We start from the raw sequence: 23,539 nt of genomic DNA, 5'->3' as shown, positions 1-23,539 counted from the left end.
AGCCTTTTGTTACGGCTCTTCGCCTGCAATCCGCAGAATATCCTCAATCTCTTCCACGGACATGTCAAGATACGCGGAAAGCTCTGCCACACTGAAATCCATGTCATCGCCGTCGGAGAGTTCCTCGATGGCGTCTTTTAAGCGGTTTACTTTATTGACTACAGTATTGTCCTTGTGTTTCTGAACTCTGTGTTCTTCCATGAAATCGCTGATCGTCTCACGCACAGCCGCATCAATCGCCTGCTCCGCCGTCTCAGCTTTTACAACGGACTCCAGCGCTACTAAAAGTCCGACATTTCCCTCCTGCACCAGATCCATCAGGAAGAAATCGCGGGTGTGCATTTCTTTTGCGGTCTCAATAACTTTCGGAAGCCAGAGCTGCACGAGCATGCTCTTTGCAAGGGAATCGCCCTCTGCCGCTTTCCGGTAAAGCTCTGCCGTTTCTTCCTCCGACGGTGTTTCTGTCTCCGGCAGTTCGTCAAGATACTGCTGTAAGGCACGCAGCTCCTCCTCGGAAAACTCCGGTTTTTTCTTTTCTTTTTCGGTCTCCTCCGGCACGACGCCCGGCTCATAATCTGCCACATCGACCTGCTCCATCGTCAGATATTCGCAGACAAAAGTGACTTTCTGCTCATCCAGTGCAAAGTCTTCAAAAAAGTCTCTGACTTCTTTCATCGTTACTTTATTTTCATGGTCTCTGGCGTAGGACAGCAATTCGGAGAGCTTCTCCTGGAACTTTTTCTGTTCGTCCTGCATCTTTTTTACCCTCTCTTTCTTCCGTTTCACGATTCCATTTCTTCGTACATTTTTTTTCAATTTGTCCATTGCTTTTTCTGCTTTGAAAAGCTACTATAAAAGCAAACGAAAAACCACATTCAAGTGGAAAGGAGAATCCTTATGAAACAATTTTTTCAGGATGTGAAAAACAGTTTCCTGCTTTCAGCCGCTGTCTCTATTATACTAGGTATCGTGCTGATCGTCTACCCCGTAAAAACGAGTTTGCTGATCTGTTATATCGCTGGAGCACTGCTCCTGTTTGGCGGCGTTGTTGCGTTGATCCGCTACATTGCAAGCCGCGGCGAGCCGTTTTTCTTCCGCTACGATCTGTTCGTTGCCCTGGTACTGATTCTGTTCGGCTGCTTCGTTATCTTTGAAAGTGACCTTGTAATCGCATTCATCCCGGTTGTCATCGGTATCATCCTTCTGGCAAACGGACTGCTCAGCATTCAGAAGGCGTTCAACCTCAAAAAAACAGGGCTGGAAAAATGGTGGCTTGAGTTCCTGCTGGCTCTTTTAACCAGCGTTCTCGGCATCATCATCTGTACCAATCCGTTTGATGCCGTTGCAACCACAAACATTTTCATCGGTATCTGCCTTGTCTACAGCGGCATTTCCGATCTTGTCACCACCTACTACATGGGCCGCGCAAAACGCCGGATCAAAAACGTCATCCAGACAGAGATCAACCAGCAGAAAATCCTGCACGATGACAATGTGATTGATGTGGATGAGGACGAGCTTCACTAAAAAACAGCTTCTTCCATAAAAATCTTCTTTCATACGAAAAACCGGAACCCGGCACCGCTTTCAAACAGCGGCTCCCGGGTTCCGGTTTTTCTCTGTATTTCTTTTTTTATTTATTCCTCGTGTTTGCTCAGTACTTCCATGCCTTCTCTTAACTTCAGGCGGATCTTTCCAAGCTCCAGACCATTTGCGCCGAAGTACAGCTTCAGGTAGTGGTTCGGGCCGAAGAAGAAGCCAAGGTCTCTCGTCTCTTTGATCCACTCACCTTTTGTTCCGCGGATGCTGATCATAGTTTTTACGATATTGTCGATGTACACGGTTACCGGCAGCTGTGCGAGGTCTTCCAGATCGGATTTCATCTCGATTTCGATATCGTACGTTCCCATCTTGTCAGCCAGAATCGTAACACCGCATACTTCACTGTTTCCTTTTTTCGTGTTCCATGCGGATGCGTCAATCACAACATCTCCCGTTGCCGGATCTGCCTCGTATGTTACAAGATCTGCTGCAACGAAATCGTTGTCGCCCATCTGCTCCTGTGCTTCTTTCTCTTCCTCGCTGATGCGGTCCAGGAACCGTAAGATGCTTGGAGTTCCAAGGATGAAATGCAGGACATTCATCGCATTTCTCTGCAGGTCGCCTCTTGTGATCTCGCCGTTTTCCAGTGCCTCTTTCACATCGTCCTGTCCCATATCGGAGCAGTCGGTGCATACCATGAAGACATCGTTTCCGGCAGATACCATCGGTGCATGGGTTGTTTTGGTTGCTTCATATCCCTCACGGTTTGACATTGCCCACCAGTCAGTCATAACGAAGCCGTCGTAGTTCCACTCGCCGCGCAGAATCGTGGTCAGAAGATCGTAATTTCCTGCAGTCCAGATGCCGTTGACCGGTCCGTAAGTGCTCATGATGGATCTTGCGCCGCCTTCTTTGACTGCGATTTCATATCCCTTCAGATAGATTTCACGCAGGGCACGCTCGGAAACAACGGCGTCCACATGATGTCGGTTGGACTCCTGGTTATTTGCACAGAAATGTTTGATGGTTCCGGTTACATCGGATTTTTCCATACCAAGAATCTGTACGGCACTGATCCATCCGGTCAGGTACGGATCCTCGGAGATATACTCAAAGTTACGGCCGTTCAGCGGGTTTCTGTGAATATTCATACCAGGTCCGAGCAAGGCATCGACACGGTTCTGTCTCATCTCGCGTCCTGCCATCTCGTACAGATCTTCTACCAGCGGAAGGTCAAACGTACAGCCAAGCAGGGTTCCGTTCGGCATGGAGAAGGCTCTCGTTCCGCAGTCAAAGCGGAGTCCGGACGGGCCGTCGGTACAGCAGGCTGCCGGAATACCGAATTCCTGCAGTTCCGGTGTCAGGCCGCCGAATGCTGCTGCGGTTCCCGGAGTAACCTTCGGGCTGCACATGCCCTCGCCGCGGAAGATGCAGATCAGATCTTCATCGGAAAGCTGTGCCACGAACTCTTCCATCGTTACTTTCTTATCCAGGACATCACCGAGCTTGTAGCCTTTGTCACCGGTATAGGTGATCGGCTCCATGCGGTTTTCTTTCATGCGCTCGATCGGATCTACGGTGCGCAGAGGAGCTGCCTCATATCCCGGTTTTAACGTTCCGTCTTCGCCCGGAACAGCTTTCATGCGCTCAAATGCTTCTACCGGAGCCATAGCCTCGGTCAGGATCTCAACCACTTTGAACGGCTGCTCGTATGCACCGGCAAAGGCTGCGCTTCTGACATCGCTTCCGACGTAGAACTCATAACTGCCCTCTTCGAGTACGTAGCAGGATTTGTGGCCGGTTGCACCGCTGTCATCGTAGGATGCAAAGCTCTCTTTGGTCACATCGATCGTCAGCGTCTCTTTTGCGCCTGGTGCAAGAACACCGGTCTTTGCAAAACCGACGAGTGCGCGGGATGGTTTTCCAAGAACACCCTGCGGAGCTTTTACATAAACCTGAACAACCTCTTTACCATCCGTTTTGCCGGTATTTTCAACGGTTGCCGTCACGGTTACATTGTCAACATCTTTCTCTTCTGCCTCTGCGGTCACGGCAAATGTCGTATAGGAAAGACCAAAACCGAACGGATACAATACTTTCTCTTTTGCAAAGGTCTCAAAGTAGCGGTATCCGACGTAGATATCCTCTTTGTACTCATTGCGGGTCAGATCGCCGAAGCAGCTTTGGGACGGATAGTCCTCGATATTCTCTGCAATCGTGTCGGTCAGCTTACCGCACGGATTGACTCTTCCCATCAGTACATCGGCAACACCGTTTCCGCCTTCCTGACCACCCTGCCATACATAGAGAACAGCTGCCGGATTGCACTCTTTCACCCATTTCATGTCGATAATGTTTCCGACGTTCAGCACAACGATTGTTCTTGCAAATGCTTTGCTGACTTTTTCTACCATCTCTTTTTCAGTATCGGTTAAGAGATAGCTGCCTGCCTCATTTTTGTTGTCCTGATCCTCACCTGCGGTACGGCCTACAACAACGATGGCTGCATCGGCGCCTTTTGCACTCTCCACGATCTCGTCGGTCAGCTCCATCTCTTTTTGGGACCACGGCACCTTGCCCCAGCCCTGTCCTTCGTCGTACGGATTTTTCTCGATCCATTTTTCGTATGTTCCAAGAAGATTCTCGTCGAGTGTAATGTCTTTTTCTTCTTTTAAGGCATCCAGAATACCGACAACGTATTTCGTATTGACAAGACCGCCGGAGCCAAGTCCGCTCTTATAATAGTGGAATGCAATTCTTCCGAAAACAGCCACTTTGTCTCCTTTTCGAAGCGGGAGTGCCTCATTTTCGTTTTTCAGAAGTACACAGCCTTCTGCCGCTGCCTGACGGGCCAGTGCTGCATATTTGTTGAAATCCAGTGGTGTAAATTTTCCCATTTTGTTCCCCTTTCTCCTGTATCCTTTCTGATCCGACAAGTGCCGGGACACCTGATACTTCCGGGTCCCGGCACCTGTTCTGGTCTCTTGTCTTTTATTATCTCGTATTCCTGGCTTTTTTTCCAGTTCTTTTCTTATCTTTTTTTCGTCTGATATTGACCTTTTTGTTCCTGTCTTATCCGATCAGTCCCTGGACAATTAATACCAGAAGCAGCAACGGCAGAATATAAGAAAGATAAACCCGTACCCAGTCCGGCACTTTCAGGCCCCCGCCCTTATTTGCCTCTGCCTGGTAGTTTTTGAAGCCCCAGCCCCATTTTGAAGTACAGAACAGAAGGTAAATCAGAGAGCCGACCGGCAGCAGAAGGTTGCTGACGATAAAGTCCTCAAGATCAAGAACGGTGCTTCCTGCGCCGAGCGGCTGGAATCCGGACCACACATTGTAGCCGAGTGCACACGGCAGGGATCCTAAGATCACCAGAATGCAGTTGATGATGGCTGACTGTTTTCTGGAAACGCCGAAAATCTCAGAAAAACAGCACATGATATTCTCAAATACAGCGATGATGGTAGACAGCGCCGCAAAGAACAGGAACAGGAAGAAGAAGCTTCCGAAAATCCGTCCGCCCTTCATCGAGGTGAAAATGTGCGGCAGCGTCATAAAGATCAGCTTCGGGCCGCTGTCCGGCTGTACGTTGTAGGAGAAGCACGCCGGGAAAATGATGAGGCCTGCGGTAATCGCTACAAACGTATCGAGCGCTGCAATGCTGACTGCCTCGCCGAGCAGGGATTTTCCGCCGTTTAAGTAGCTGCCGAAAATCAGCATCGCGCCGATACCAAGGCTCAGCGTAAAAAATGCCTGGCTCATCGCGTTTGTGATAATGTGGAACAGTCCCACCTGTTCGATCTGCTGCATATCCGGCACCAGATAGAATTTCAGTCCCTCTTTGGCACCCGGCATCGTAAAGCTGTAAACCGCAAGGAAAATCATGATGACCATCAACACGATCATCATCACCTTTGTAACACGCTCCACGCCGTTCTGCAGACCCACCGAACAGATCAGAAAGCCTGCAATTGTAATAATCAGCATGGTAATGACAAGAATCGACGGAGATGAAAGCATCTCGTTGAATTTTCCGGTTACGGCGTCGCCTGTCAGGCCGCTGAATTTTCCGATTAAAAAGCTGTAGAAATAGTACAGCATCCAGCCTGCAACGACGGTGTAGAACATCATCAGCAGATAGTTTCCGATGAGGGCAACGTATCCGTGGATATGCCACTTCTGCCCTTTCTTTTCCAGTTCCCCATACGCGCGCACGGTACTCTTTTTGCTTCCTCTTCCGATGGCAAGCTCCATCGACAGAATCGGAACTCCCATGATGGCAAGGAACAGCAGGTAAAACAGCACGAAAATGCCGCCTCCGTTGTTTCCTACCATATACGGAAATTTCCATACATTTCCGATGCCGATGGCACATCCTGCCGAAAGCAGAAGAAAGCCAAGGCGCGATTGGAATGTTTCTCGTTCCATTTCTTTTTGTTCCTCCCTTTTTTCTTCCATACTCCCGGAATTTCTCCGCAAGTACATCTTCGTACAAAACCAAGACTTCAGACAGCACCGTTCTGCCGTTCTTTCCGGTATGCCGACGGCGAGATTCCCATATGGTGACGGAATACTTTTCCAAAATAGTTTCCACTGGAAAATCCGGTTTCTGCTGCAATCTCTTCCACACTCTTTCCGGTATTCAAGAGCAGCGTCATCGCTTTGCGAATTCTCGCTTCCTGAAGATACTGCATGGGAGAAACGCCTGTTTCCTCCCGGAAGCATCTCGTAAAATGGGCAAAGGAAACCCGGCTCTGTTCTGCCAGCTGTTCAATCCCCTGCACAGATGCGCAGTCGGTATCCATCTGCCGTATCGCTTCCCGAACAAAAAAATGTGTCTGCTTCCGCTCCGGACGCTGTACCTCCCGCAGAAGAGAACAAAAAAACTGATACAAAAACACACCGCATTCATACGGTTCCGACCGGTAACCGTTTTTCAGTTTTCGATGCATCTGCAGTGCAGTCCGAATTGGCTCGCTATCTGCATCCGCATAAAAAACATCTCCTGTTTTTTCAAACAGTCGTTCTGCCGCATAGGACACTGCACTTCCACGAAAATGAAAATACAGAAAAATCCATGGTTCTTCGGATTCCGGATGCAGATAATATCTGCTATTCTCCGGAATCTGACACAAAAATCCTCTCCCGGGACGCATTTCATACGTTTTTCCGTTTTTTTCAAACCATCCTGTTCCCGAAAGCGTATACTGCATCAGCCATCCGGAATATGTTCCGCGGTCTGTATTATGAAATGCATACGGTTCCTTCCATCTCTTTTCCACCCCGCCGTCCAGCAGCAAAAACGGAGCGTTCGGCCAGTGATCCAGATCCAGGATTCCATATACTCCGATCAGATCTTCCATCAAAAAATTACCTCTTTTATCCGGTTTGTCTTCTTGTTTTGCACTATGTCCTTTATTATACTTTTCTTATCAGAAAAAAACAAGCATTGCTTTAGAAAGGAGTTTTTTCTTATGCATCTGACAAACAAAAATACATGTGCACCAACCCCACCGATGGGCTGGAACAGCTACGATTACTATGATACAACCGTGGACGAGGCTGCGGTAAAGGCAAATGCCAACTATATGGCAAAGCACTTAAAAGCATATGGCTGGGAGTATATTGTAGTGGATATCCAGTGGTATGCAAAAAAGGCCGGTTCCATGCGCGACCGGTATCAGTATATTCCATTCTCTGAACTGGAAATGGACGAATACTCCCGTCTGCTGCCGGATCCCGAACGTTTTCCATCTTCTGCAGACGGTTCCGGCTTTAAACCACTTGCCGACTATGTACACAGTCTGGGGCTGAAATTCGGAATTCACATCATGCGCGGTATTCCGCGAATCGCTGCACATCATCACGGAAAGATCAAGAACAGTTCTCTTGGTGCTGAACACGTTGCCGATCCTACGGTCATCTGCGGCTGGAATCCGGATATGTACGGTGTACGCGATCTTCCGGAAGGACAGCTTTACTATGATTCCCTGCTGGAGCTCTACGCTTCCTGGGGTGTTGATTACATTAAATGCGATGATATCTGTAATACCAACATGCACAAAAATCCGTTTGCAGCTGCGCATGAGATCGAGATGCTCTCGAATGCCATCCAAAAATGCGGACGGCCGATCGTCCTCTCTCTGTCTCCGGGACCTGCGCTCATAGAGAAAGCATGGTTCTATGAAAAGCACGCGAATCTCTGGCGCATCACCGATGATTTCTGGGACAACTGGGCACAGTTAAAGGATATGTTCCAGCGTTGCGAGCTCTGGCAGAGCCACGTCTCTGCCGGCTGTTATCCGGACTGTGATATGCTGCCGCTTGGCGAACTCGGAAAAGGTTTTGCTACAGAACATCATACGTATTTTACCCCGGATGAGCAGAAAACGATGATGACACTCTGGTGTCTCTTCGGCTCTCCACTGATGCTCGGTGCCGAAATGACGCTTCTCGATGACGATACACTGGCACTTCTTACGAACACGGATATTCTCGCGATGCTGCCTCCGTCCGTTCGTCCGCATCAGATCACGCGTACAGACAATGAAGCTGTGTGGTATGCAAAGGATGACACAACCGGAACAACCTACGTTGCACTTTTTAATCTTTCGGATGCACCGCAGACGGTTTCTTCCACACTTGCCGATGCAGACTGCCCACTGGAGTCTGTTGCGGCGAAAGAACTCTGGAGCGGTAAAGCACTTTCTTTAAACGGCGGTTTTTCTGCTTCTCTTGCTCCGCACGCCTGCAGCGTATGCCGTTTTGAAACACGATAAAACGATCATTTCTTAAAACAAGCAGCAAATCATGTCCTGCCCGGGACCAAAACAATGGTTTTTCCTCCGGGCAGGGCATTTTTATGCTCTATTCATACCGCGCAATCTCTTTCCGCAGCCGCTTCATAATCCGTTTTTCCAGCCGCGAGATATACGACTGGGAAATCCCGAGAAGATCCGCGACTTCTTTCTGCGTTTTCTCCCGCCCCTCTGGCATATTGATGCCAAACCGGAGTTTCACGATCACCTGCTCCCGCTCAGAGAGCTTGCTGATTGCGCTTCCCAGCACGCGATGTTCCGCCTCCTGCTCGAGCCCCTGATAGATCACATCCTCCTCCGTTCCGAGGATATCCGACAAAAGAAGCTCATTTCCATCCCAGTCTACATTGAGCGGCTCATCGATCGAGACCTCCATCCGTGTCTTGTTATTTCTCCGCAGATACATCAGAATCTCGTTCTCAATGCACCGGGACGCGTACGTGGCAAGCTTGATCTTTTTTTCCGGATTGAACGTGTTAATTGCCTTGATGAGGCCGATGGTTCCAATCGAAATCAGATCCTCCACACCAACTCCTGTATTATCAAATTTCTGTGCAATGTAGACGACGAGACGCAAGTTGTGTTCGATCAGCTCGCTCCTTGCCGTCTCGTTTTCCGGATCGGAAAGCCCCGCAATCGCATCGGCCTCCTCCTGTCCTTCCAAAGGCGCCGGGAGAACATCTGTGCCCCCGATATAAAAAATTTCCCCTGTCTGACGAAATACAGCCGGCACGGACCGCGGCAGCATACGAAGCCGGAATCCGTTTGGCAGTGCAGCCTGCAGCATACTTCATTCCTCCTGTCCTTCCATGAGATCTGGATGCAAAATTATTTCATAGCCCCTGGGAGATGAACTATTTTCTCCGCCAAGCGCAATCAGCGGTCCGCTTATGTGCCTGGCTGTATGTTCTGTCACAAGAATCATTTCCGAGATCCGGATCACCGGCAGAAAGCCCCGGCCTTCCAGTCCGCGAAACGGTATGTAACGGGGCTGCAGCGCAAGAAGCCGTTCCGGCTCCGGCACCGTCTCGTGCCTTGCAAGCGCCGCAATCCCTGTCCGCATTTCGTCCGGGAACAATTCGAGTATCACAGTGTACGGTACGACCGAGACCGGCTTTTTGGTTGTGGCATCCCGCAAAGTATTGCCCGTGTCGTACAGTCCTTTTACTTTTTTCCATTTCCCATTCTGCACAAGCTGTACCGTAACCTGCCTGGCGTGTTCCAGGAGCATCTCCTTTCGGATCTTCAGCAGGAGGAGTGTTCCCGCATATGCGGCACTCCCGGAAAGAAGAAAAAGAAAAATTCCCCTTCCCGGCATCAGCTCCCGGAACAGGCGGTATGCACTGCCGATCAGAAAACCGGACAGTATATAGCCTGCCATTCCCACCACAAGATCCCGTACTGTCGTGATTCTGCAGCCAGATTTCACCATCCCTGTTGTAATTCCGATTCCGACCAGGGCGAGCAGCGCACCCGGCAGATACCGTGCAAACACGGCATACAGCACCGCATAACCGGCGCCGAGCGCGGCTGCCGCAAAACTCCTTCTTCGCGTGGCAGATCGTTTCAGAAGAAAGGAGGAAAGGCGCAGAATAGTATAATTCAGCAGAAGATTCTCTGCAAAGAGAAGATCCAGAAAGATCTCATAGTGCAAAAAAACACCCCCTGCGCCTTTTGCATGGTCTGAATTTCTAACAGACCCTATTATAGACGGAAGGGGGTGAATTTTTTGTCGTTTTCGGAAGAATGACCTTCTTTTTTGATCAACAAACTTCGACACGCCGCAACATTTTCGGTCTGCGGCGTGTCGAGGTAAATTCGTTATTTGCTTATTATTCTTTGCTTATCTGCGGTTTCTTAAGAAATCCGGGATCTGGATGTCCTTTTTCGGAACATTGCTTGTCATGGTCTGCTGAGCCTGTACCTGCGGCTGCACCTGAACCTGTGGCTGCGGCTGTACCGGAGCGGAAGCTTTCGGAGCAGTGTGTACCGGAGCGGCTGCCTGTGCAGAGAAGCTGCTGCTGGAAAATGCGCTCTTTCTTGCATCTGCCGGCTCTTTGCGGGATACGCTTGCCTGTTTCGCCGTTGCATCGTTGAGACCTGTTGCGATAACGGTGATCTTCGCTGTATCGGTAACAGAATCATCATACATAGCACCGAAGATGATGTTTGCATCCTCTCCAGCCAGATTCTGTACGTAACTTGCAGCATCGTTTGCATCCATAAGGGAGATATCTCCGGAAATGTTGATGATAACGTGGCTTGCACCCTCGATGGTGGTCTCAAGCAGCGGACTGGAAACAGCCTGCTGTACAGCCTCGAGCGCTTTGTCGTCGCCCTTTGCCTCGCCGATACCGATGTGGGCGATACCCTTGTCGGTCATAACGGTCTGAACATCTGCGAAGTCGAGGTTGATGAGTGCCGGCAGGTTGATCAGGTCTGTGATGCCCTGTACGGCCTGCTGCAGAACCTCGTCTGCTTTCTTTAATGCCTCCGGCATGGTTGTCCGGCGGTCTACGATTTCAAGAAGTTTGTCGTTCGGGATCACGATCAGGGTATCTACGTTTTCCTCGAGTTTTTCGATTCCCATCAGCGCATTGCTCATACGGGTTCTTGCCTCGAATTTGAACGGTTTTGTTACAACGCCGACAGTCAGAATGCCCATTTCTTTTGCAACGCCTGCTACAACCGGTGCTGCACCTGTTCCGGTTCCGCCGCCCATACCGCAGGTGACGAATACCATATCAGCGCCTTCCATGATCTGTTTGAGCTCTTCGATGCTCTCCTCGGCTGCTTTCTCTCCAACCTCAGGTTTTGCTCCTGCGCCCAGTCCCTTGGTCAGCTTCTCGCCGATCTGGAGAATGGTAGGTGCCTTACAGAGGGTCAGCGCCTGTTTATCGGTGTTGATTCCAACGAATTCAACGCCGCCGATGGATTCCTCCACCATTCTATTTACAGCATTATTTCCTGCACCACCTACACCGATTACGATAATCTTTGCAGATGATTCTGCCTCATTTGTCATGATCTCTAACAATTTCAACTTCCTCCTTTTGATTATGAACTGCTGTCTATCTCAAAATAGTCTGATATTCTGATGGTCATACATAAAGATATAATATAATTTCTTCGGAAAATAATCAACTGTTTTTTTCGTATTTCATAAAAAATTCAGGATTATTGCGTTTTTTTGACGGCTTTCCTTTCCTCTTATACATCTTTCGAGAAGACAAAGCTGCTGTCGCCGTCCTTGTAATCCTCCATATGGAGTTCTCCGGAAAGACCGGAAAGGCTCGGCAGGATTGCTGCTACGCGCGTCATCTTTTCTTCTAACGCCGTATCGGTTCCAAGCAGAATCCGCACGGTATCATAGTAATGCAGAATAATTTCGCTGTTCTCATTAAATTCCACACTGTCCGGCGTGATATTGTATTTCTCCGTCATTCTCGTAAGTGCGAGCATGGTGCGGAAAACTGCCGGTTTTTCAACCGGGAGCTGCTTGTTCACGGTCACATAGTCAAACGTAAGTCCTGTTACAAGCGGAACATCGGAAAGGGTCGGCTGAAAGTCTGTCGTTGTCACACGTGCACTTTTAATCGTATCCGCCGAGAGCGCACCGTCGGACGTACTGCTTTCGGATGCTGTGCCATCGGATGATACGCTTTCGGATGCAAGCGACTCACTCGTAAGAGATCCATCCGCACTCGTTCCATCGGAGGCGGTTCCGTCGGAAGGCTCACCCTCCGCAGGTGTTTCCTGCTCCTCGTCCACGCACTCCAGCACGATGCCGTTCTTGTCAAAATAGACCTTCTGGCCTTCGTACTCGACATAACCGACCACTTTTTTCTCATTTACCTGGATGCAGATGGTGTCATAGCTTACAAACGTAAACTCCACGGAGTTCATAAAAGGAATATCGCTCATATCAACCTTCGAATGAAACGTCGTAAGAAGCACCGTGTTTTTCATCCACTTGTCGTCCGCGACCATCTCTTTGATTTCATCTTTTGTATACCGGGTGTTCCCCGCCACCTGGATATTGCGGATTTTGAACACATTAAAAAACAAGGCACCTGCAAGGCCGACGCCAAGCACCACCCCGGTCAGAATCCGTATTTTTCTGTTTTTCTTCTTTTTTCTGTTTTTTTTCTGTCTCATATTTCTTTTTCTACGATAATCTTGGCTCCGAGTTCCCGGAGCGTTTCTGGAAACCGTTCATACCCCCGCTCAATCAGTTCTGTCTGCCGGATTGTGGAAAATCCTTCTGCGGCAAGCGCCGCCGATACGAGTGCCGCGCCGCCCCGAAGATCCTGGGAAACAACTTCTGCACCGTGCAGACGGCTTTTTTCGGCCGTCAGCCATTTTCCGCAGATCTGCAGCGTACCGCCCATTTTCTGCAGCTCCTCTGCCGTCCGGAGGCGGTCCTCAAATACATTTTCACAGATACAGCTCTTTCCTTCCAGCGTCATCGCTGCCGCCAGATACAGCGACTGCAGATCCGTCGGAAAACCGGGATATTCCTCTGTCTCCACGTACGGAACAGCATGCTGCACGTTTTTGCTGTCTGCTACCAGTGTACCACTCTTCCTTGTATATTGTCCACCTATTTTCTGATAGAGGGACAGAACCGCCCCCATTTCGTCCAGCGGCGCGCCGGAAAGCGTCAGGTGCCCCCGCGTCGCCGCGCCCATCAGAAGATACGTCCCTGCCGCGATCCGGTCACCCGGAACACGATACCGGCAGCCGGACAGCAGTCTCTTTCCCTGCCTTCCGTAAACGGTAATCTGCTCCGTCCCCTCGCCGGTAATCTCCGCTCCCATAGCCTTAAGAAACCGGCAGAGATGAACCACTTCCGGCTCCCGCGCACAGTGCTCCAGCCTTGTTGCACCTTCCGCTCCGACAGCAAAAAGAACCGCATTTTCCGTCGCCCCGACACTCTTTTTCGGAAAGCAGAGCACGGCTCCTTTCGGATGATCTGCCTTTGCCCGAATGGTGCCGTCCTCCTCGAAGACCTCGGCTCCCAGAAGCTCCATTGCCCTCTGATGCAGGTCCGTCGGCCGCTTTCCGATCCGGCAGCCGCCGGCCCCTGCAAGGTATGCCTCCCCTGTCCTTGCAAGAAGACTTCCCAGAAACAAAAGAGAGGCGCGCAGTCTCTTCGAAAGCGCTCCCTCCACACGGCTTTTTTCGATCTTTTCACAGTTCAGGTGGAGCGCATTCCTCTCCCACCAGACTGTTCCGCCAAGGCTTCTTACAATCTCCGCCATATCCTCCACATCGGAAATCTTCGGGCAGCCTTCCAGCACGACCTCCTCTTTTGTCAGAACCGCCGCCGCGATCATGGGAAGAACGGCATTTTTGGAACCCTGGACTGTTACCGTTCCGCAAAGCCGCCTTCCGCCGAGAATCTGATATACTCCCACCTGTTCTCTCCCATCCGGCCTCTCTTTTTACGGTATGCATTACACTCCCGTTTTGTTCCCGTTCTGCAGCGCTTTTCCGCCTTTTTAATCGGTGTCCCTCGAGACCGACAGGGCAAGCCCCATCTCGCCGAGCAGAAACAGCACGGAGGTGCCGCCGTAACTGATAAAAGGCAGCGTAATGCCGGTATTCGGAATCGTATTTGTCACAACCGCGATGTTCAGGATCACCTGAAGCGCAATATGCCCCATAATTCCGCCCGCAATCAGTGCTCCGCCAAGATCCCGCGCATGGATCGAAATAACCATCAAGCGCCAGATCAGCACCGCAAACACGGCGATCACCAGGCAGGCGCCGAACAGTCCGCCCTCCTCACAGATAATCGAAAAGATCATATCATTCTGCGCTTCCGGCACAAAGCCAAGCTTCTGCAGGCCTTTTCCAAGCCCGCAGCCAAAGATTCTCCCGCTGCCGATCGCATAGAGTCCCTGAATGGTCTGGAACCCCTTCTCGTACGCCTCCGGGTTGCGCCAGATGGCAAGGCGTTCGAGGCGGTAGCTCTCCATCATCAGAAAAACGGCAATAAACCCGATGCCGGTGCCTCCGATTCCGAGAAACGGCAGGTAGCCCGGATGTGAAATAAAGATCAGAAATGCACAGATTCCGAGCAAAATAATCGCCGTACTTAAGTTATTGCTTCCGACAAGCGCTGCAATCGGCAGGGTGCACAGCACCGCCTTTGTCATAAACCAGAGACTGTCGGGCCGGCCTTTCGTGTGCTCCATCACCCAGGGCAGGAAGAGAATCACCGCCATCTTGGCAAATTCCGAGGGCTGGAACGATAAGGGGCCAAGCTTTAACCACCGCTTCGAGCCGTTGTACTCACTTCCGAAAAAGAGCACCGCCGTCGAGAGCGCAAGGGAAGCCGCATAAAACCACGGTGCCAGTGCAAACAGCCGCCGGTAATCTATTTTTGCAACCGCATACATACCGATCACACCGAGCGCACTTGCAAAGAGCTGCTTCTTGAAATAATAAGCCGGGTCATGGAATCTGACCCGGCCGTTATACGCGCTGGCGCTGTACAGAATCACAAGGCCAAGGCCAAGCAGAATCCATACCGTCACCAGCAGCGTCCCATCTATTTTTTTCTCTTTTTCCTTCCGCATCCGCGCCACACCCGCCGTTCGCTCTTTTTCAGCTTATGCGGGATAGTTTCCTGATATGACGTTTTTACAGTGCTCTTACGTACTCCTTAAACAGCTCACCGCGCTGCTCATAGCTCTTAAACTGATCCCAGCTTGCGCAGGCCGGGGAAAGAAGAACCGCATCCCCTGCATTTGCCTTGTCGTGGCAGATCTGTACGGCTTCTTTTAAGTTGTCTGCCATGATAATGTCGTTGAATCCGACGTTTCTTGCCGCTTTTGCGATCTTCTCTTTCGTATCTCCGATCAAAACCAGGAAACGTACCTTTCCATCGAATGCCTGAATCCACTCTTCGTAGGTGGACTGCTTGTCGTAGCCGCCGCCGATCAGCAGAGTCGGGCGGTTCATCGCCTGGATGCCTTTGATGGCCGCATCCGGATTCGTTCCCTTGGAATCGTTGTAATATGCCACGCCGTCCTTCTCGCAGACATACTCGATGCGGTGCTCTACCCCTGCAAACTCCTGAATGACTTTGCGGACAGTTTCCATCGGCACGCCTGCATGAAGTGCCATCGCAGAAGCAACCATGACGTTTTCAAAATTATGTAGGCCGAGCAGTTTTAAGTCGTCGGTTCTGGTCAGAAGCTCCGTCTCGCCGTTCTTTGCAATGCGGATTTCGCCGTCCTGATAATAGATGCCGTCCTTTAACGCACGCAGACTCGAGAAGTACATCACCTGTACTTTCTTCTCTGCCATCAGTTTCTCGCCGAACGGGCGCAGGATTTCGTCCTCATAATTCAGCACACAGAGATCATCCATCGTCTGATTTTCGGTGATACACTCTTTCACGCGGATATACTCTTCCATCGTGTGATGGCGGTTCAGATGATCCTCGGTAATGTTTGTGATCGCACTTGCCGCCGGATGGAACTCTTTGATGGTTTCCAGCTGGAAGCTGCTGATCTCGGCAACCGTTACGGTATCATCTGTCGTGTCGAGTGCCGCGGATGTGTACGGGGTTCCGATGTTTCCGACCACTTTTACTTCCGGCTGATATGCTTTCATGATCTCGCCGAGCAGCGATGTTGTGGTGGTCTTTCCGTTAGTACCGGTAATCGCAAGCACTTTTCCGCGGCTTACCTGATACGCCAGCTCCACTTCACCGATGACCGGGATCTCTTTTTCTTTCATTTTAAGGACAACCGGCAGATCCGTCGGAACGCCCGGGCTTAAAACGACAAGATCAAGGCTGTCGAGCATCTCCTCCGGGAGCTCGCCTAAGACAACTTCCACGCTGTCACGGCTCTCTAATTTTTTTAAGATTTCTTCTTTTTCGAGTTTGTCATTTCCATCGTAAAGAACGACAGAAGCACCTTTCTTGTGCAGCAGCTCCTCCGCTGCAATTCCACTCTTTCCGGTTCCGAAAACCAGTACTTTTTTTCCTGCGAAAATCATGTTTGATTACCTCCATATTTTAAAGCCCCATCAATGCGATCAGGCATAGTATCGCTGTGATTGTAGCAAACACCGTCACAATCTGTGTCTCCGACCAGCCCATCAGCTCGAAATGGTGATGGATCGGCGTCATCTTGAAGATCCGTTTTCCCTTCGTCAGTTTGAAGAATGACACCTGCAGGATCACAGAGAGAATCTCCATCATATAAATGAATCCCACAAGCGGCAGAAATAAGGGGAGACGTAAGAAACACGCCATTCCCGAGACGAAACCGCCGAGTGCCAGACTTCCGGTATCGCCCATAAAGACGCGGGCAGGAAATACATTGAATACCAGAAACCCCAGCAGACTCCCGATAACCGCAAGCGGGGACGGGGAAACACCGTTTCCGAGGCCGATCGATGCCACGGAAAAGAAAACAGCATTTAAAATCGTCACACTCGCCGCCAGTCCGTCAAGGCCGTCGGTAAAGTTGACACCGTTGACCGTTCCAAGAATCACAAAGGCGAGAAACGGAATCGTAAAAATCCCTGCGTCCAGCTCTTTGCCTGGAAGGAACGGAATGCGCATCCGGAGGGAAATTCCGGAAAAACGCGCCAAATACCACAGAAAGACTGCTGTAATCACTGCCTGCAGTGCCATTTTCTGCTTCGGGTACAGCCCGTCGCTGCGGTGCAGCACGACTTTCAGATAGTCATCGAGAAAGCCGATCAGGCCAAAACCAAGCGTCAGAAACAGCACCGGAACCACTTCCGCTCCCTCTTTCCGGAAAAGGAGGGAAACTGCGGTAAACGCCGCCAGAAACATCACGCCGCCCATCGTCGGGGTTCCCGCTTTTTTCTGGTGGCTCGGCACACCCTCTTCCCGCTCCTTCTGCCCCGCTTTGACTTTTCGCAGAAACGGGATCAGAACCGGCCCCAGCGCCAGGCTGATGCCAAAGGAAAGAAGAACCGGCAGGATCATTTCTCTTTTCATAGACGCACCTCTTCCTTTTTGTACGGATTGTGTACGGAACAGGCATGTCAAAATATTTTCTCCAGCCTATTCAGTATATAGCTTTTTGTTCTGTTTCGCAACCTTCTTTTATAATCCAAGTTACGGTTCGCTCAGCAGTGAAACACTTGCTGTTTCGCTGCGTAAGAAAGTGATTCAGGTGTGAGCAGCCCTCCTTTTGCGAAGCAAAACTTTAAATGAGGGCTGCGAAGGACACAATTCTCAGGTTTCCTGAGAATTGTGTCCAATACCGAGATACGGAAGTACATTGGAAAAGATATCGCGGATCACCGGCGCGCAGATCGTTCCGCCGTAGTAGACGCCCTGCGGATTGCGGATAATGCAAAGCCCCAGCACCGTCGGATGCTCCGCCGGGGTGAAGCCGAGGAATGAGGAAATATAGCGGTTGGCGCTCCGCGGAAGTGTCTGCGAAGTTGCCGTCTTTCCGCCGATGGAATATCCCTCGAGGTACGCATTCTTTCCAGACCCTTCTGAAACGACGCTTTCCAGAATTTCGCGCACCGTCCTGGAAGTTTCTTCCGAAAGAACCCCTTCTTTTTCCGGAAAATTCAGATGCTTTACAACATTTCCTTCTTCATCGAGCACATCCGTTGCGACATGCGGCGTCACCATTTTTCCGCCGTTGACGAGCGCAGAGACCGTCGCCGCCAGGCGGATCGGCGTGATCTGGAAGGACTGGCCGAATGCCATCGTCGCAAGCTCAACCTCTCCGATGTTTTCCTCCTTGTGCATAATCGTCGATGCCTCGCCCGGCAGATCGATCCCCGTCTTTTCCATCAGGCCGAAATTCCGGAAGTAATCACAGAACTTTTCCACACCGAGCCGCAGCCCCACTTCAATGAACACCGGGTTGCACGAGTTCTGCGCGCCCTGCACGAAGTTTTCGGCTCCGTGTCCCGTCCGCTTGTGGCAGTGGATCCGGCGGTCCTCCACGATTTTGTAGCCGGGACAGAAAAACGAATCGTTCGGCGACACAACGCCCTCCGAAAGTCCCGCCGACATCGTGATGATCTTAAAGGTAGATCCCGGCTCGTACGTATCGTTGATGCAGGCATTCCGCCACATCTGGTTCAGCAGATCCTGAATTTCTTTTTCCGAAAGTCCCGTTGTATCCTGCTGCAGCGTGAACGGATCGTTGAGGTCGAACTCCGGCACATTGACACAGGCATAGATTTCTCCGTTCTGCGGATTCATAAGAAGAATCGAGACGCTGTCCGCCTGTTTTTCTGCCATCGCCTTTTCCGCTGCCTGCTGGCAGTACGCCTGGATATTGACATCCAGGCTGACCTTTAAGTCCCTTCCCGCCACCGGCTCCTGGCGGCTCTCCCCGATGCCGTTCTGCTCAATCCCGCGCGCATCCGTTGTCGTCAGGATTTTTCCGTTGATTCCTTTTAAAATTTCCTCATATTCCACTTCCAGTCCGATGATGCCCTGATTATCGCCTCCGGTGAAGCCGATAACGCGCGACGCCAGCTTCCCTTTGGGGTAATACCGCTTGAAATCCTCATCCACTTTTACCCCCGCGTATCCGTACGACCGGATGGTATCACCCGTCTCCTTGTCCACATTCGTCTTGACACGCTCGATTGAAGACCGCTTCTCCACGCGTTTCCGCGCCGTCTCCTCCGAAATTCCAAGCTCTTTTACCAGCATCGCAATCACCGCCTCCGGCTCCTCAATCTGGCTGTGGATCACGGAAATCGTACAGACCGTGCGGTTTGCCGCGAGAACTTCCCCGTTTGCATCAAGAATCCGGCCGCGCGCCGCCTTGATCCCGCGCTCCCGCTCGTGCAGATCATCCGCCTTCTCGGAATAATAGACGGACCGGAACACACACAGATACACCAGCCGCCCGGCAAGTCCGACCATCATTCCCATGCAGAGTACCCACAGAAGAACCGTCTTTTTCCGGTGATACGTTTTGTTTTTACGCATAGAATACCCCATAGCCGAATCCATTATGATAACACTATATGGAAACTGCTATGGGGTTATGTCTTTTGTTTTTTATGTTTTTTTACTCTTCATTGATGAGATCCAGCTCGGCGTTTGTCAGACCGCCGTTCTCGATATTGCTGTTTTCAGCACTGTTTTCCGTATCGTCTTCCTGTACCGGTGCCGCTACGTTTGGATCATCCGTTCCGGTCTCGGAGCCTTCGCCCGTCACACCGTCCGTATCATCCGGGAATACGTTCAAATACGGCAGCAGTTCTGTGTAGATCTCTTTTACGATCTCCTGTGCCAGCACACTGTTCGCCTGATTTTCTACATCCGGCTCGTCCACAATCGCGTAAACAACAGCTTTCGGGTTTTCTACCGGTGCAAATCCGATAAAGGAAACGAGATATTTTCCATTGCCTCGCGGATACTTCTGTGCAGTACCTGTTTTTCCTCCCATCGTGTAACCGGCAACCTTTGCACTCTGGCCGCTTCCATCGGTCACGACTCCCTGGAGGAAACTTCTCATTTTATCGCTGATTTCCGCGGAAACCGTCTGACGCACCAGATTCGGCTCATTGCTCTCAACAACAGCTCCTGTGCTGTCCGTGATCGTCTTCATCACATGCGGCTGGTAATAATTGCCTCCGTTGATCAGAGAGGAAAACGCAGCTGCCTGCTGTACCATCGTCACGGTATAGCCCTGTCCGAATGTACTCGTTGCAAGCTCGGTCGGTCCCATGGTATCCTCCGTGTGAACCAGGCCGTACGCCTCACCCGGCAGGTCAATTCCTGTCAGACTGCCGAAACCGAAAATATCCTGATAGCGGAGAAATTCCGCTGCTCCCATCTTCTGTCCGATCTGCATCATACCAGCGTTGCAGGAGTTTTTCAGTACATCGGCCGGTGTCTGTACGCCATGTGTTCCCGGATAAGCTCCGCAGCGGATCATCTGCCCTGCAATCGTCTCAAACCCCTCACAGTCAAACAGGGTATCATCATCGATTACATCGAGGGAATATGCCGCCGCCACGTTCATCGGTTTTGCCGTGGAACCTGGCTCATATGCATCGGAAATACAGTAGTTTTTCCAGATGGCACTCAAAGCCTCCATTGTCTCGTTATCGTTCATCGCATCAATTTCTTCCTTCGAATAGAACGGTGTCAGATCTCTTGGATTGTTCAGGTCATACCAGTCGGAAGAATCCATACCAAGAATCTCTCCATTGTTCGGATCCATCACGACAACGCCGATATTCTTTGCCGCTTTTGTCTGACGGTTCGTCTCAGTGTCCGATTCGTCCGCGCCGTTCTGGACATGAATCCGCTCATTGTAATTCTCGATCGCCGTGCGGATGATCTTCTGAATATTTACATCAATCGTCGTAACCACGTTTTTGCCCGGCTGCGCCTCGATGATCGTCTGTTCCATATCCGCATCTTCGTTGTAATAGCCGAACTGGCGGCCATTCACGCCATTTAAGATACTGGAATAATACCCTTCGATTCCCCAGTCTGCCGTGTCTCCTGAATACGTAAAGCCGATCAGATCGCAGGCAAGTGAATTTAACGGATACGTTCTGTGGTAGGATTCCTCGAACCAGACGCCGCGGATGTTGGCACGGTATGCTTTTTCCGCCTGCTCGTTCTCATCGAGCTCCTTGTTCTTTTTGTCCGCGTACTCGTCCACATAGGCCTCAAACGCTTTTTTCGCGTCCATCGAGACCTCTCTGGCGAGAACCTGGTACTGGCTTTCTTTTGTCGTTTCGCCGGTCAGACGATCCCGGATATCCGTCTCGTCGAGTCCGAAGTATTCAACCAGTGCTGCTACGGTCGGATCGACGTACGGATGGGTATCGTTCTTTTCTTCATCTTTTACCGTCGTATTGGCAAGTTTACAGTCGAGAATAACGTTGTAAACCTTCTCACTCGTTGCCAGAATCGTTCCGTTCCGGTCGGTGATACTTCCCCGCTGGAATGGAATTGTCCTGCTGTCGTAGGACTGCTGCGTCTGGCTTAAAACCTGTCTTTCGTATTTTTCTCCCTTTGTGGCATTCACATACGTAATGTCAATCGCTAAAGCAACAAAAACCAGCATCACTCCCAAAAAGAGTGCTACCAGTTTTCTGCTCATACGCCCACTTGTCTTCCGTCTCCGGAATGCCCCGCTTCGTTTTTTATTTTTTTTCTGTTTACTCACGTTTTCACCTATTTCGCATCCGGAACATCCTGATACTGTCTCACATAGCTGTTTTCTGAATCATCGAAATAAATTACCTGGGACTCATCTGCATATTTCATGCCGAGCCGGTTCTGTGCTGCTTCTTTGACTGCCTCAAGATCTTCGGAGGCAACCGTTGTATTGTAATAGGCGTCATTGTCCGCCTTCAGATCGCTCAATTCTTTTTCTTTGCTGGTAATGTCTTCCGCCTGCGTGGTAACCACGGTCTGCAACTTGACATACGCAACACACGCCGCGATACACAGTGTGCAGACAATGGCAAGAAAAACAGCGTAGCCCGCGCTGATCTGTGTCGCCCGTGCCCGGTTTCTTCTTGTCTGGCTGCTCACACCCGATTTCAGAGGCCGTGCTTCTTTTGGTGCTTCCTGCGGCTGTGCTGCAAGACGCCGTACCGCACTTCCGTCCTCAAACGTATCTGGCGTATAACGTTTCGTTCTATCTGTCGAATTTACCCTTCCATCTGCCCGTCTGGCCATAACTTCTCTGTCTCCTTCGTGCCGAGCCGTCACACTTTTCGTTCAAAGACGCGCAGTTTTGCGCTCTTGGAACGGGGATTTGTTTCCATTTCCTCTTCTCCCGGCAAGATCGGTTTCCGAGTTACTACGGTTCCCTTGGACTTCTTTCCGCATACACAGACCGGAAATTCCGGCGGACACGTACATGGATGCTCGTTTTTTCTGAAAATGTTTTTTACGATACGGTCTTCCAGAGAATGAAAGGTGATGACACAAAGTCTTCCACCGTCATTTAAGAGATCAATCATGCCGTCCAGTGACTCCGACAGAACGGTAAGTTCCTGGTTCACTTCGATACGGATTGCCTGAAAGGTTCTCTTGGCCGGATGGCCGCCCGTCGCCCTTATTTTTGCCGGAATCGAGCGCTTGATGATTTCGATTAACTCCCCAGTTGTTCGAATCGGCGCCTGCTGCCGGCTTACGCATATATTGTGTGCAATTTTTCTTGCAAAACGCTCTTCTCCATATTCATGGAGAATACGCGAAAGATTCTCTTCACTGTAATCGTTCACGACTTCGTACGCGGAAAGAGCATTTCTCTGATCCATCCGCATATCCAGCGGAACATCCTCACGGTATGTGAATCCACGCTCTGCATTATCCAGCTGATAGGATGAAACTCCAAGATCCAGCAGGATTCCGTCTACCCCGGTGACTCCGATTTCGGCAAGACGCGGAACCATATCGCAATAATTGCTGCGGATAATCGTGACCTGGTTCTGAAATGGTTCCAGGCGTTTACCCGCAGCAGCTATCGCAGCTTCGTCCTGATCTATGCCTATTAATCTCCCCGTGGCAGATAAGCGCTCACATATATGACTGGAATGTCCAGCGCCTCCCAACGTCCCGTCCACGTAGATTCCGTCCGGTTTTATCTTAAGGTTTTCAATGGTTTCCTTCAGTAATACTGATGTATGCGAAAATTCCATGGTCATCTCCTGTATCCCAACGAAACAGATCAGATCACAATGCCCATCTCTTCCATTGATTCGGCGATGGCATCCATATCATCATAATTGCTGTTTTCGTTCCATTTTTCCTTGCTCCAGATTTCAATCCGGTTGATATTTCCGGTAAGGACTACATCTTTTTCCAGACCAGCAAATTCCCGCAGCGTTGCCGGTACGAGAATCCTCCCCTGCTTGTCCAGTTCACATGACGTAGCACCTGCTACAAAGAAACGGGAAAAAGTTCTGGCGTTTTTGTTTGTAAGTGGTAAGGCTCTCAGCTTCTCTTCAAAGGCAGCCCATTCGTCGTTTGGGTAAATGGAAAGGCATCCGTCCAATCCCTTCGTCAGTACAAACTCTTCTCCCAGCTGTTCTCTGAACTTGGACGGTATGATCAATCTTCCCTTCGCGTCAATCGTATGACTGTACTCTCCCATGAACATAATGAAAACCCTCTTATCACCTGAAATGGCGGTCTCCCCACGCACCACTTCATGTAT

The 23,539-nt window shown here is 50.6% G+C and carries 19 protein-coding genes; 2 read left to right on the top strand and 17 right to left on the bottom strand.

Annotated elements, in window-relative coordinates:
* Nucleotides 1-9: 9 nt before the first annotated feature.
* Nucleotides 10-825, bottom strand: a complete 816-nt coding sequence (locus DWX32_RS12100; protein ID WP_118660203.1) for an RNA polymerase sigma factor region1.1 domain-containing protein — start codon at nucleotides 823-825, stop codon at nucleotides 10-12.
* Nucleotides 826-897: 72 nt separating this feature from the next.
* Here DWX32_RS12100 and DWX32_RS12095 point away from each other — a divergent pair, with 72 nt between their 5' ends.
* Nucleotides 898-1,527, top strand: coding sequence for an HdeD family acid-resistance protein (locus tag DWX32_RS12095; protein WP_022462612.1), 630 nt, complete (start codon nucleotides 898-900; stop codon nucleotides 1,525-1,527).
* Nucleotides 1,528-1,637: 110 nt separating this feature from the next.
* On the opposite strand, the gene DWX32_RS12090 is transcribed toward DWX32_RS12095, so the two are convergent.
* The 3 genes from DWX32_RS12090 to DWX32_RS12080 form a co-directional block, all read right to left on the bottom strand.
* The gene (locus DWX32_RS12090) at nucleotides 1,638-4,439 is read right to left on the bottom strand and encodes a glycoside hydrolase family 3 protein (RefSeq protein WP_117804196.1); all 2,802 of its coding nucleotides are present in this window, start codon (nucleotides 4,437-4,439) and stop codon (nucleotides 1,638-1,640) included.
* A 175-nt stretch (nucleotides 4,440-4,614) separates the two neighbouring features.
* A complete protein-coding gene (locus tag DWX32_RS12085) occupies nucleotides 4,615-5,973 on the bottom strand; it encodes a sodium-dependent transporter (protein ID WP_055226948.1) in 1,359 nt (452 codons plus the stop codon).
* Nucleotides 5,974-6,050: 77 nt separating this feature from the next.
* Complete coding sequence (locus DWX32_RS12080) at nucleotides 6,051-6,908, bottom strand: AraC family transcriptional regulator (RefSeq protein WP_117509636.1); 858 nt, start codon at nucleotides 6,906-6,908, stop codon at nucleotides 6,051-6,053.
* A gap of 111 nt (nucleotides 6,909-7,019) precedes the next feature.
* Here DWX32_RS12080 and DWX32_RS12075 point away from each other — a divergent pair, with 111 nt between their 5' ends.
* Nucleotides 7,020-8,324, top strand: coding sequence for a glycoside hydrolase family 27 protein (locus tag DWX32_RS12075; RefSeq protein ID WP_118660201.1), 1,305 nt, complete (start codon nucleotides 7,020-7,022; stop codon nucleotides 8,322-8,324).
* An 88-nt stretch (nucleotides 8,325-8,412) separates the two neighbouring features.
* On the opposite strand, the gene sigE is transcribed toward DWX32_RS12075, so the two are convergent.
* From sigE to mraZ, 13 genes are all read right to left on the bottom strand, one after another.
* The gene (gene sigE / locus DWX32_RS12070) at nucleotides 8,413-9,111 is read right to left on the bottom strand and encodes an RNA polymerase sporulation sigma factor SigE (RefSeq protein WP_330377007.1); all 699 of its coding nucleotides are present in this window, start codon (nucleotides 9,109-9,111) and stop codon (nucleotides 8,413-8,415) included.
* 42 nt (nucleotides 9,112-9,153) lie between these two features.
* Entirely contained in the window at nucleotides 9,154-10,017 is an 864-nt protein-coding gene (locus DWX32_RS12065; protein WP_158554986.1) for a sigma-E processing peptidase SpoIIGA, read from the bottom strand.
* Between the two features lie 189 nt (nucleotides 10,018-10,206).
* Complete coding sequence (ftsZ, locus tag DWX32_RS12060; RefSeq protein WP_055219889.1) at nucleotides 10,207-11,388, bottom strand: cell division protein FtsZ; 1,182 nt, start codon at nucleotides 11,386-11,388, stop codon at nucleotides 10,207-10,209.
* Nucleotides 11,389-11,573: 185 nt separating this feature from the next.
* On the bottom strand, nucleotides 11,574-12,521 hold the full coding sequence (locus DWX32_RS12055) for a cell division protein FtsQ/DivIB (RefSeq protein WP_117760483.1): 948 nt from the start codon (nucleotides 12,519-12,521) through the stop codon (nucleotides 11,574-11,576).
* Nucleotides 12,518-13,783 (bottom strand): UDP-N-acetylglucosamine 1-carboxyvinyltransferase, encoded by a 1,266-nt coding sequence (gene murA, locus DWX32_RS12050; RefSeq protein ID WP_117804198.1) that lies wholly within the window; start codon nucleotides 13,781-13,783, stop codon nucleotides 12,518-12,520. Before murA ends, DWX32_RS12055 begins: the two co-directional genes overlap by 4 nt.
* A gap of 84 nt (nucleotides 13,784-13,867) precedes the next feature.
* Nucleotides 13,868-14,950, bottom strand: coding sequence for an FtsW/RodA/SpoVE family cell cycle protein (locus tag DWX32_RS12045; RefSeq protein ID WP_118660199.1), 1,083 nt, complete (start codon nucleotides 14,948-14,950; stop codon nucleotides 13,868-13,870).
* Nucleotides 14,951-15,014: 64 nt separating this feature from the next.
* Nucleotides 15,015-16,382, bottom strand: a complete 1,368-nt coding sequence (gene murD, locus DWX32_RS12040) for a UDP-N-acetylmuramoyl-L-alanine--D-glutamate ligase (protein WP_055226952.1) — start codon at nucleotides 16,380-16,382, stop codon at nucleotides 15,015-15,017.
* A 19-nt stretch (nucleotides 16,383-16,401) separates the two neighbouring features.
* Complete coding sequence (mraY, locus tag DWX32_RS12035; protein WP_055226954.1) at nucleotides 16,402-17,358, bottom strand: phospho-N-acetylmuramoyl-pentapeptide-transferase; 957 nt, start codon at nucleotides 17,356-17,358, stop codon at nucleotides 16,402-16,404.
* Nucleotides 17,359-17,598: 240 nt separating this feature from the next.
* Entirely contained in the window at nucleotides 17,599-19,332 is a 1,734-nt protein-coding gene (locus tag DWX32_RS12030; RefSeq protein ID WP_118640307.1) for a peptidoglycan D,D-transpeptidase FtsI family protein, read from the bottom strand.
* An 82-nt stretch (nucleotides 19,333-19,414) separates the two neighbouring features.
* The gene (locus DWX32_RS12025; RefSeq protein ID WP_117760486.1) at nucleotides 19,415-21,469 is read right to left on the bottom strand and encodes a peptidoglycan D,D-transpeptidase FtsI family protein; all 2,055 of its coding nucleotides are present in this window, start codon (nucleotides 21,467-21,469) and stop codon (nucleotides 19,415-19,417) included.
* 74 nt (nucleotides 21,470-21,543) lie between these two features.
* Nucleotides 21,544-22,053: a hypothetical protein gene (locus tag DWX32_RS12020; RefSeq protein ID WP_022461068.1), complete on the bottom strand. Its 510-nt coding sequence runs from the start codon at nucleotides 22,051-22,053 to the stop codon at nucleotides 21,544-21,546.
* A gap of 29 nt (nucleotides 22,054-22,082) precedes the next feature.
* The gene (gene rsmH / locus DWX32_RS12015; RefSeq protein WP_055265773.1) at nucleotides 22,083-23,021 is read right to left on the bottom strand and encodes a 16S rRNA (cytosine(1402)-N(4))-methyltransferase RsmH; all 939 of its coding nucleotides are present in this window, start codon (nucleotides 23,019-23,021) and stop codon (nucleotides 22,083-22,085) included.
* 29 nt (nucleotides 23,022-23,050) lie between these two features.
* A complete protein-coding gene (gene mraZ / locus DWX32_RS12010) occupies nucleotides 23,051-23,482 on the bottom strand; it encodes a division/cell wall cluster transcriptional repressor MraZ (protein WP_022461070.1) in 432 nt (143 codons plus the stop codon).
* Between the last annotated feature and the right edge of the window lie 57 nt (nucleotides 23,483-23,539).

This window comes from Blautia sp. AF19-13LB (genome assembly GCF_003479105.1).
Lineage (GTDB): Bacteria > Bacillota > Clostridia > Lachnospirales > Lachnospiraceae > Fusicatenibacter > Fusicatenibacter saccharivorans.
Note: the sequence above shows the minus strand (reverse complement) of the source record. Positions and strands in the feature narration are given on the sequence as shown.

Excerpts from the sequence above, each read along its gene's own strand:
- DWX32_RS12100 (WP_118660203.1), bottom strand. The coding sequence starts at position 825 with ATGGACAAATTGAAAAAAAATGTACGAAGAAATGGAATCGTGAAACGG.
- DWX32_RS12095 (WP_022462612.1), top strand. The coding sequence starts at position 898 with ATGAAACAATTTTTTCAGGATGTGAAAAACAGTTTCCTGCTTTCAGCC.
- DWX32_RS12090 (WP_117804196.1), bottom strand. The coding sequence starts at position 4,439 with ATGGGAAAATTTACACCACTGGATTTCAACAAATATGCAGCACTGGCC.
- DWX32_RS12085 (WP_055226948.1), bottom strand. The coding sequence starts at position 5,973 with ATGGAACGAGAAACATTCCAATCGCGCCTTGGCTTTCTTCTGCTTTCG.
- DWX32_RS12080 (WP_117509636.1), bottom strand. The coding sequence starts at position 6,908 with ATGGAAGATCTGATCGGAGTATATGGAATCCTGGATCTGGATCACTGG.
- DWX32_RS12075 (WP_118660201.1), top strand. The coding sequence starts at position 7,020 with ATGCATCTGACAAACAAAAATACATGTGCACCAACCCCACCGATGGGC.
- sigE (WP_330377007.1), bottom strand. The coding sequence starts at position 9,111 with ATGCTGCCGCGGTCCGTGCCGGCTGTATTTCGTCAGACAGGGGAAATT.
- ftsZ (WP_055219889.1), bottom strand. The coding sequence starts at position 11,388 with ATGACAAATGAGGCAGAATCATCTGCAAAGATTATCGTAATCGGTGTA.
- DWX32_RS12055 (WP_117760483.1), bottom strand. The coding sequence starts at position 12,521 with ATGAGACAGAAAAAAAACAGAAAAAAGAAGAAAAACAGAAAAATACGG.
- DWX32_RS12045 (WP_118660199.1), bottom strand. The coding sequence starts at position 14,950 with ATGCGGAAGGAAAAAGAGAAAAAAATAGATGGGACGCTGCTGGTGACG.
- murD (WP_055226952.1), bottom strand. The coding sequence starts at position 16,382 with ATGATTTTCGCAGGAAAAAAAGTACTGGTTTTCGGAACCGGAAAGAGT.
- mraY (WP_055226954.1), bottom strand. The coding sequence starts at position 17,358 with ATGAAAAGAGAAATGATCCTGCCGGTTCTTCTTTCCTTTGGCATCAGC.
- DWX32_RS12030 (WP_118640307.1), bottom strand. The coding sequence starts at position 19,332 with ATGCGTAAAAACAAAACGTATCACCGGAAAAAGACGGTTCTTCTGTGG.
- DWX32_RS12025 (WP_117760486.1), bottom strand. The coding sequence starts at position 21,469 with ATGAGCAGAAAACTGGTAGCACTCTTTTTGGGAGTGATGCTGGTTTTT.
- DWX32_RS12020 (WP_022461068.1), bottom strand. The coding sequence starts at position 22,053 with ATGGCCAGACGGGCAGATGGAAGGGTAAATTCGACAGATAGAACGAAA.
- rsmH (WP_055265773.1), bottom strand. The coding sequence starts at position 23,021 with ATGGAATTTTCGCATACATCAGTATTACTGAAGGAAACCATTGAAAAC.
- mraZ (WP_022461070.1), bottom strand. The coding sequence starts at position 23,482 with ATGTTCATGGGAGAGTACAGTCATACGATTGACGCGAAGGGAAGATTG.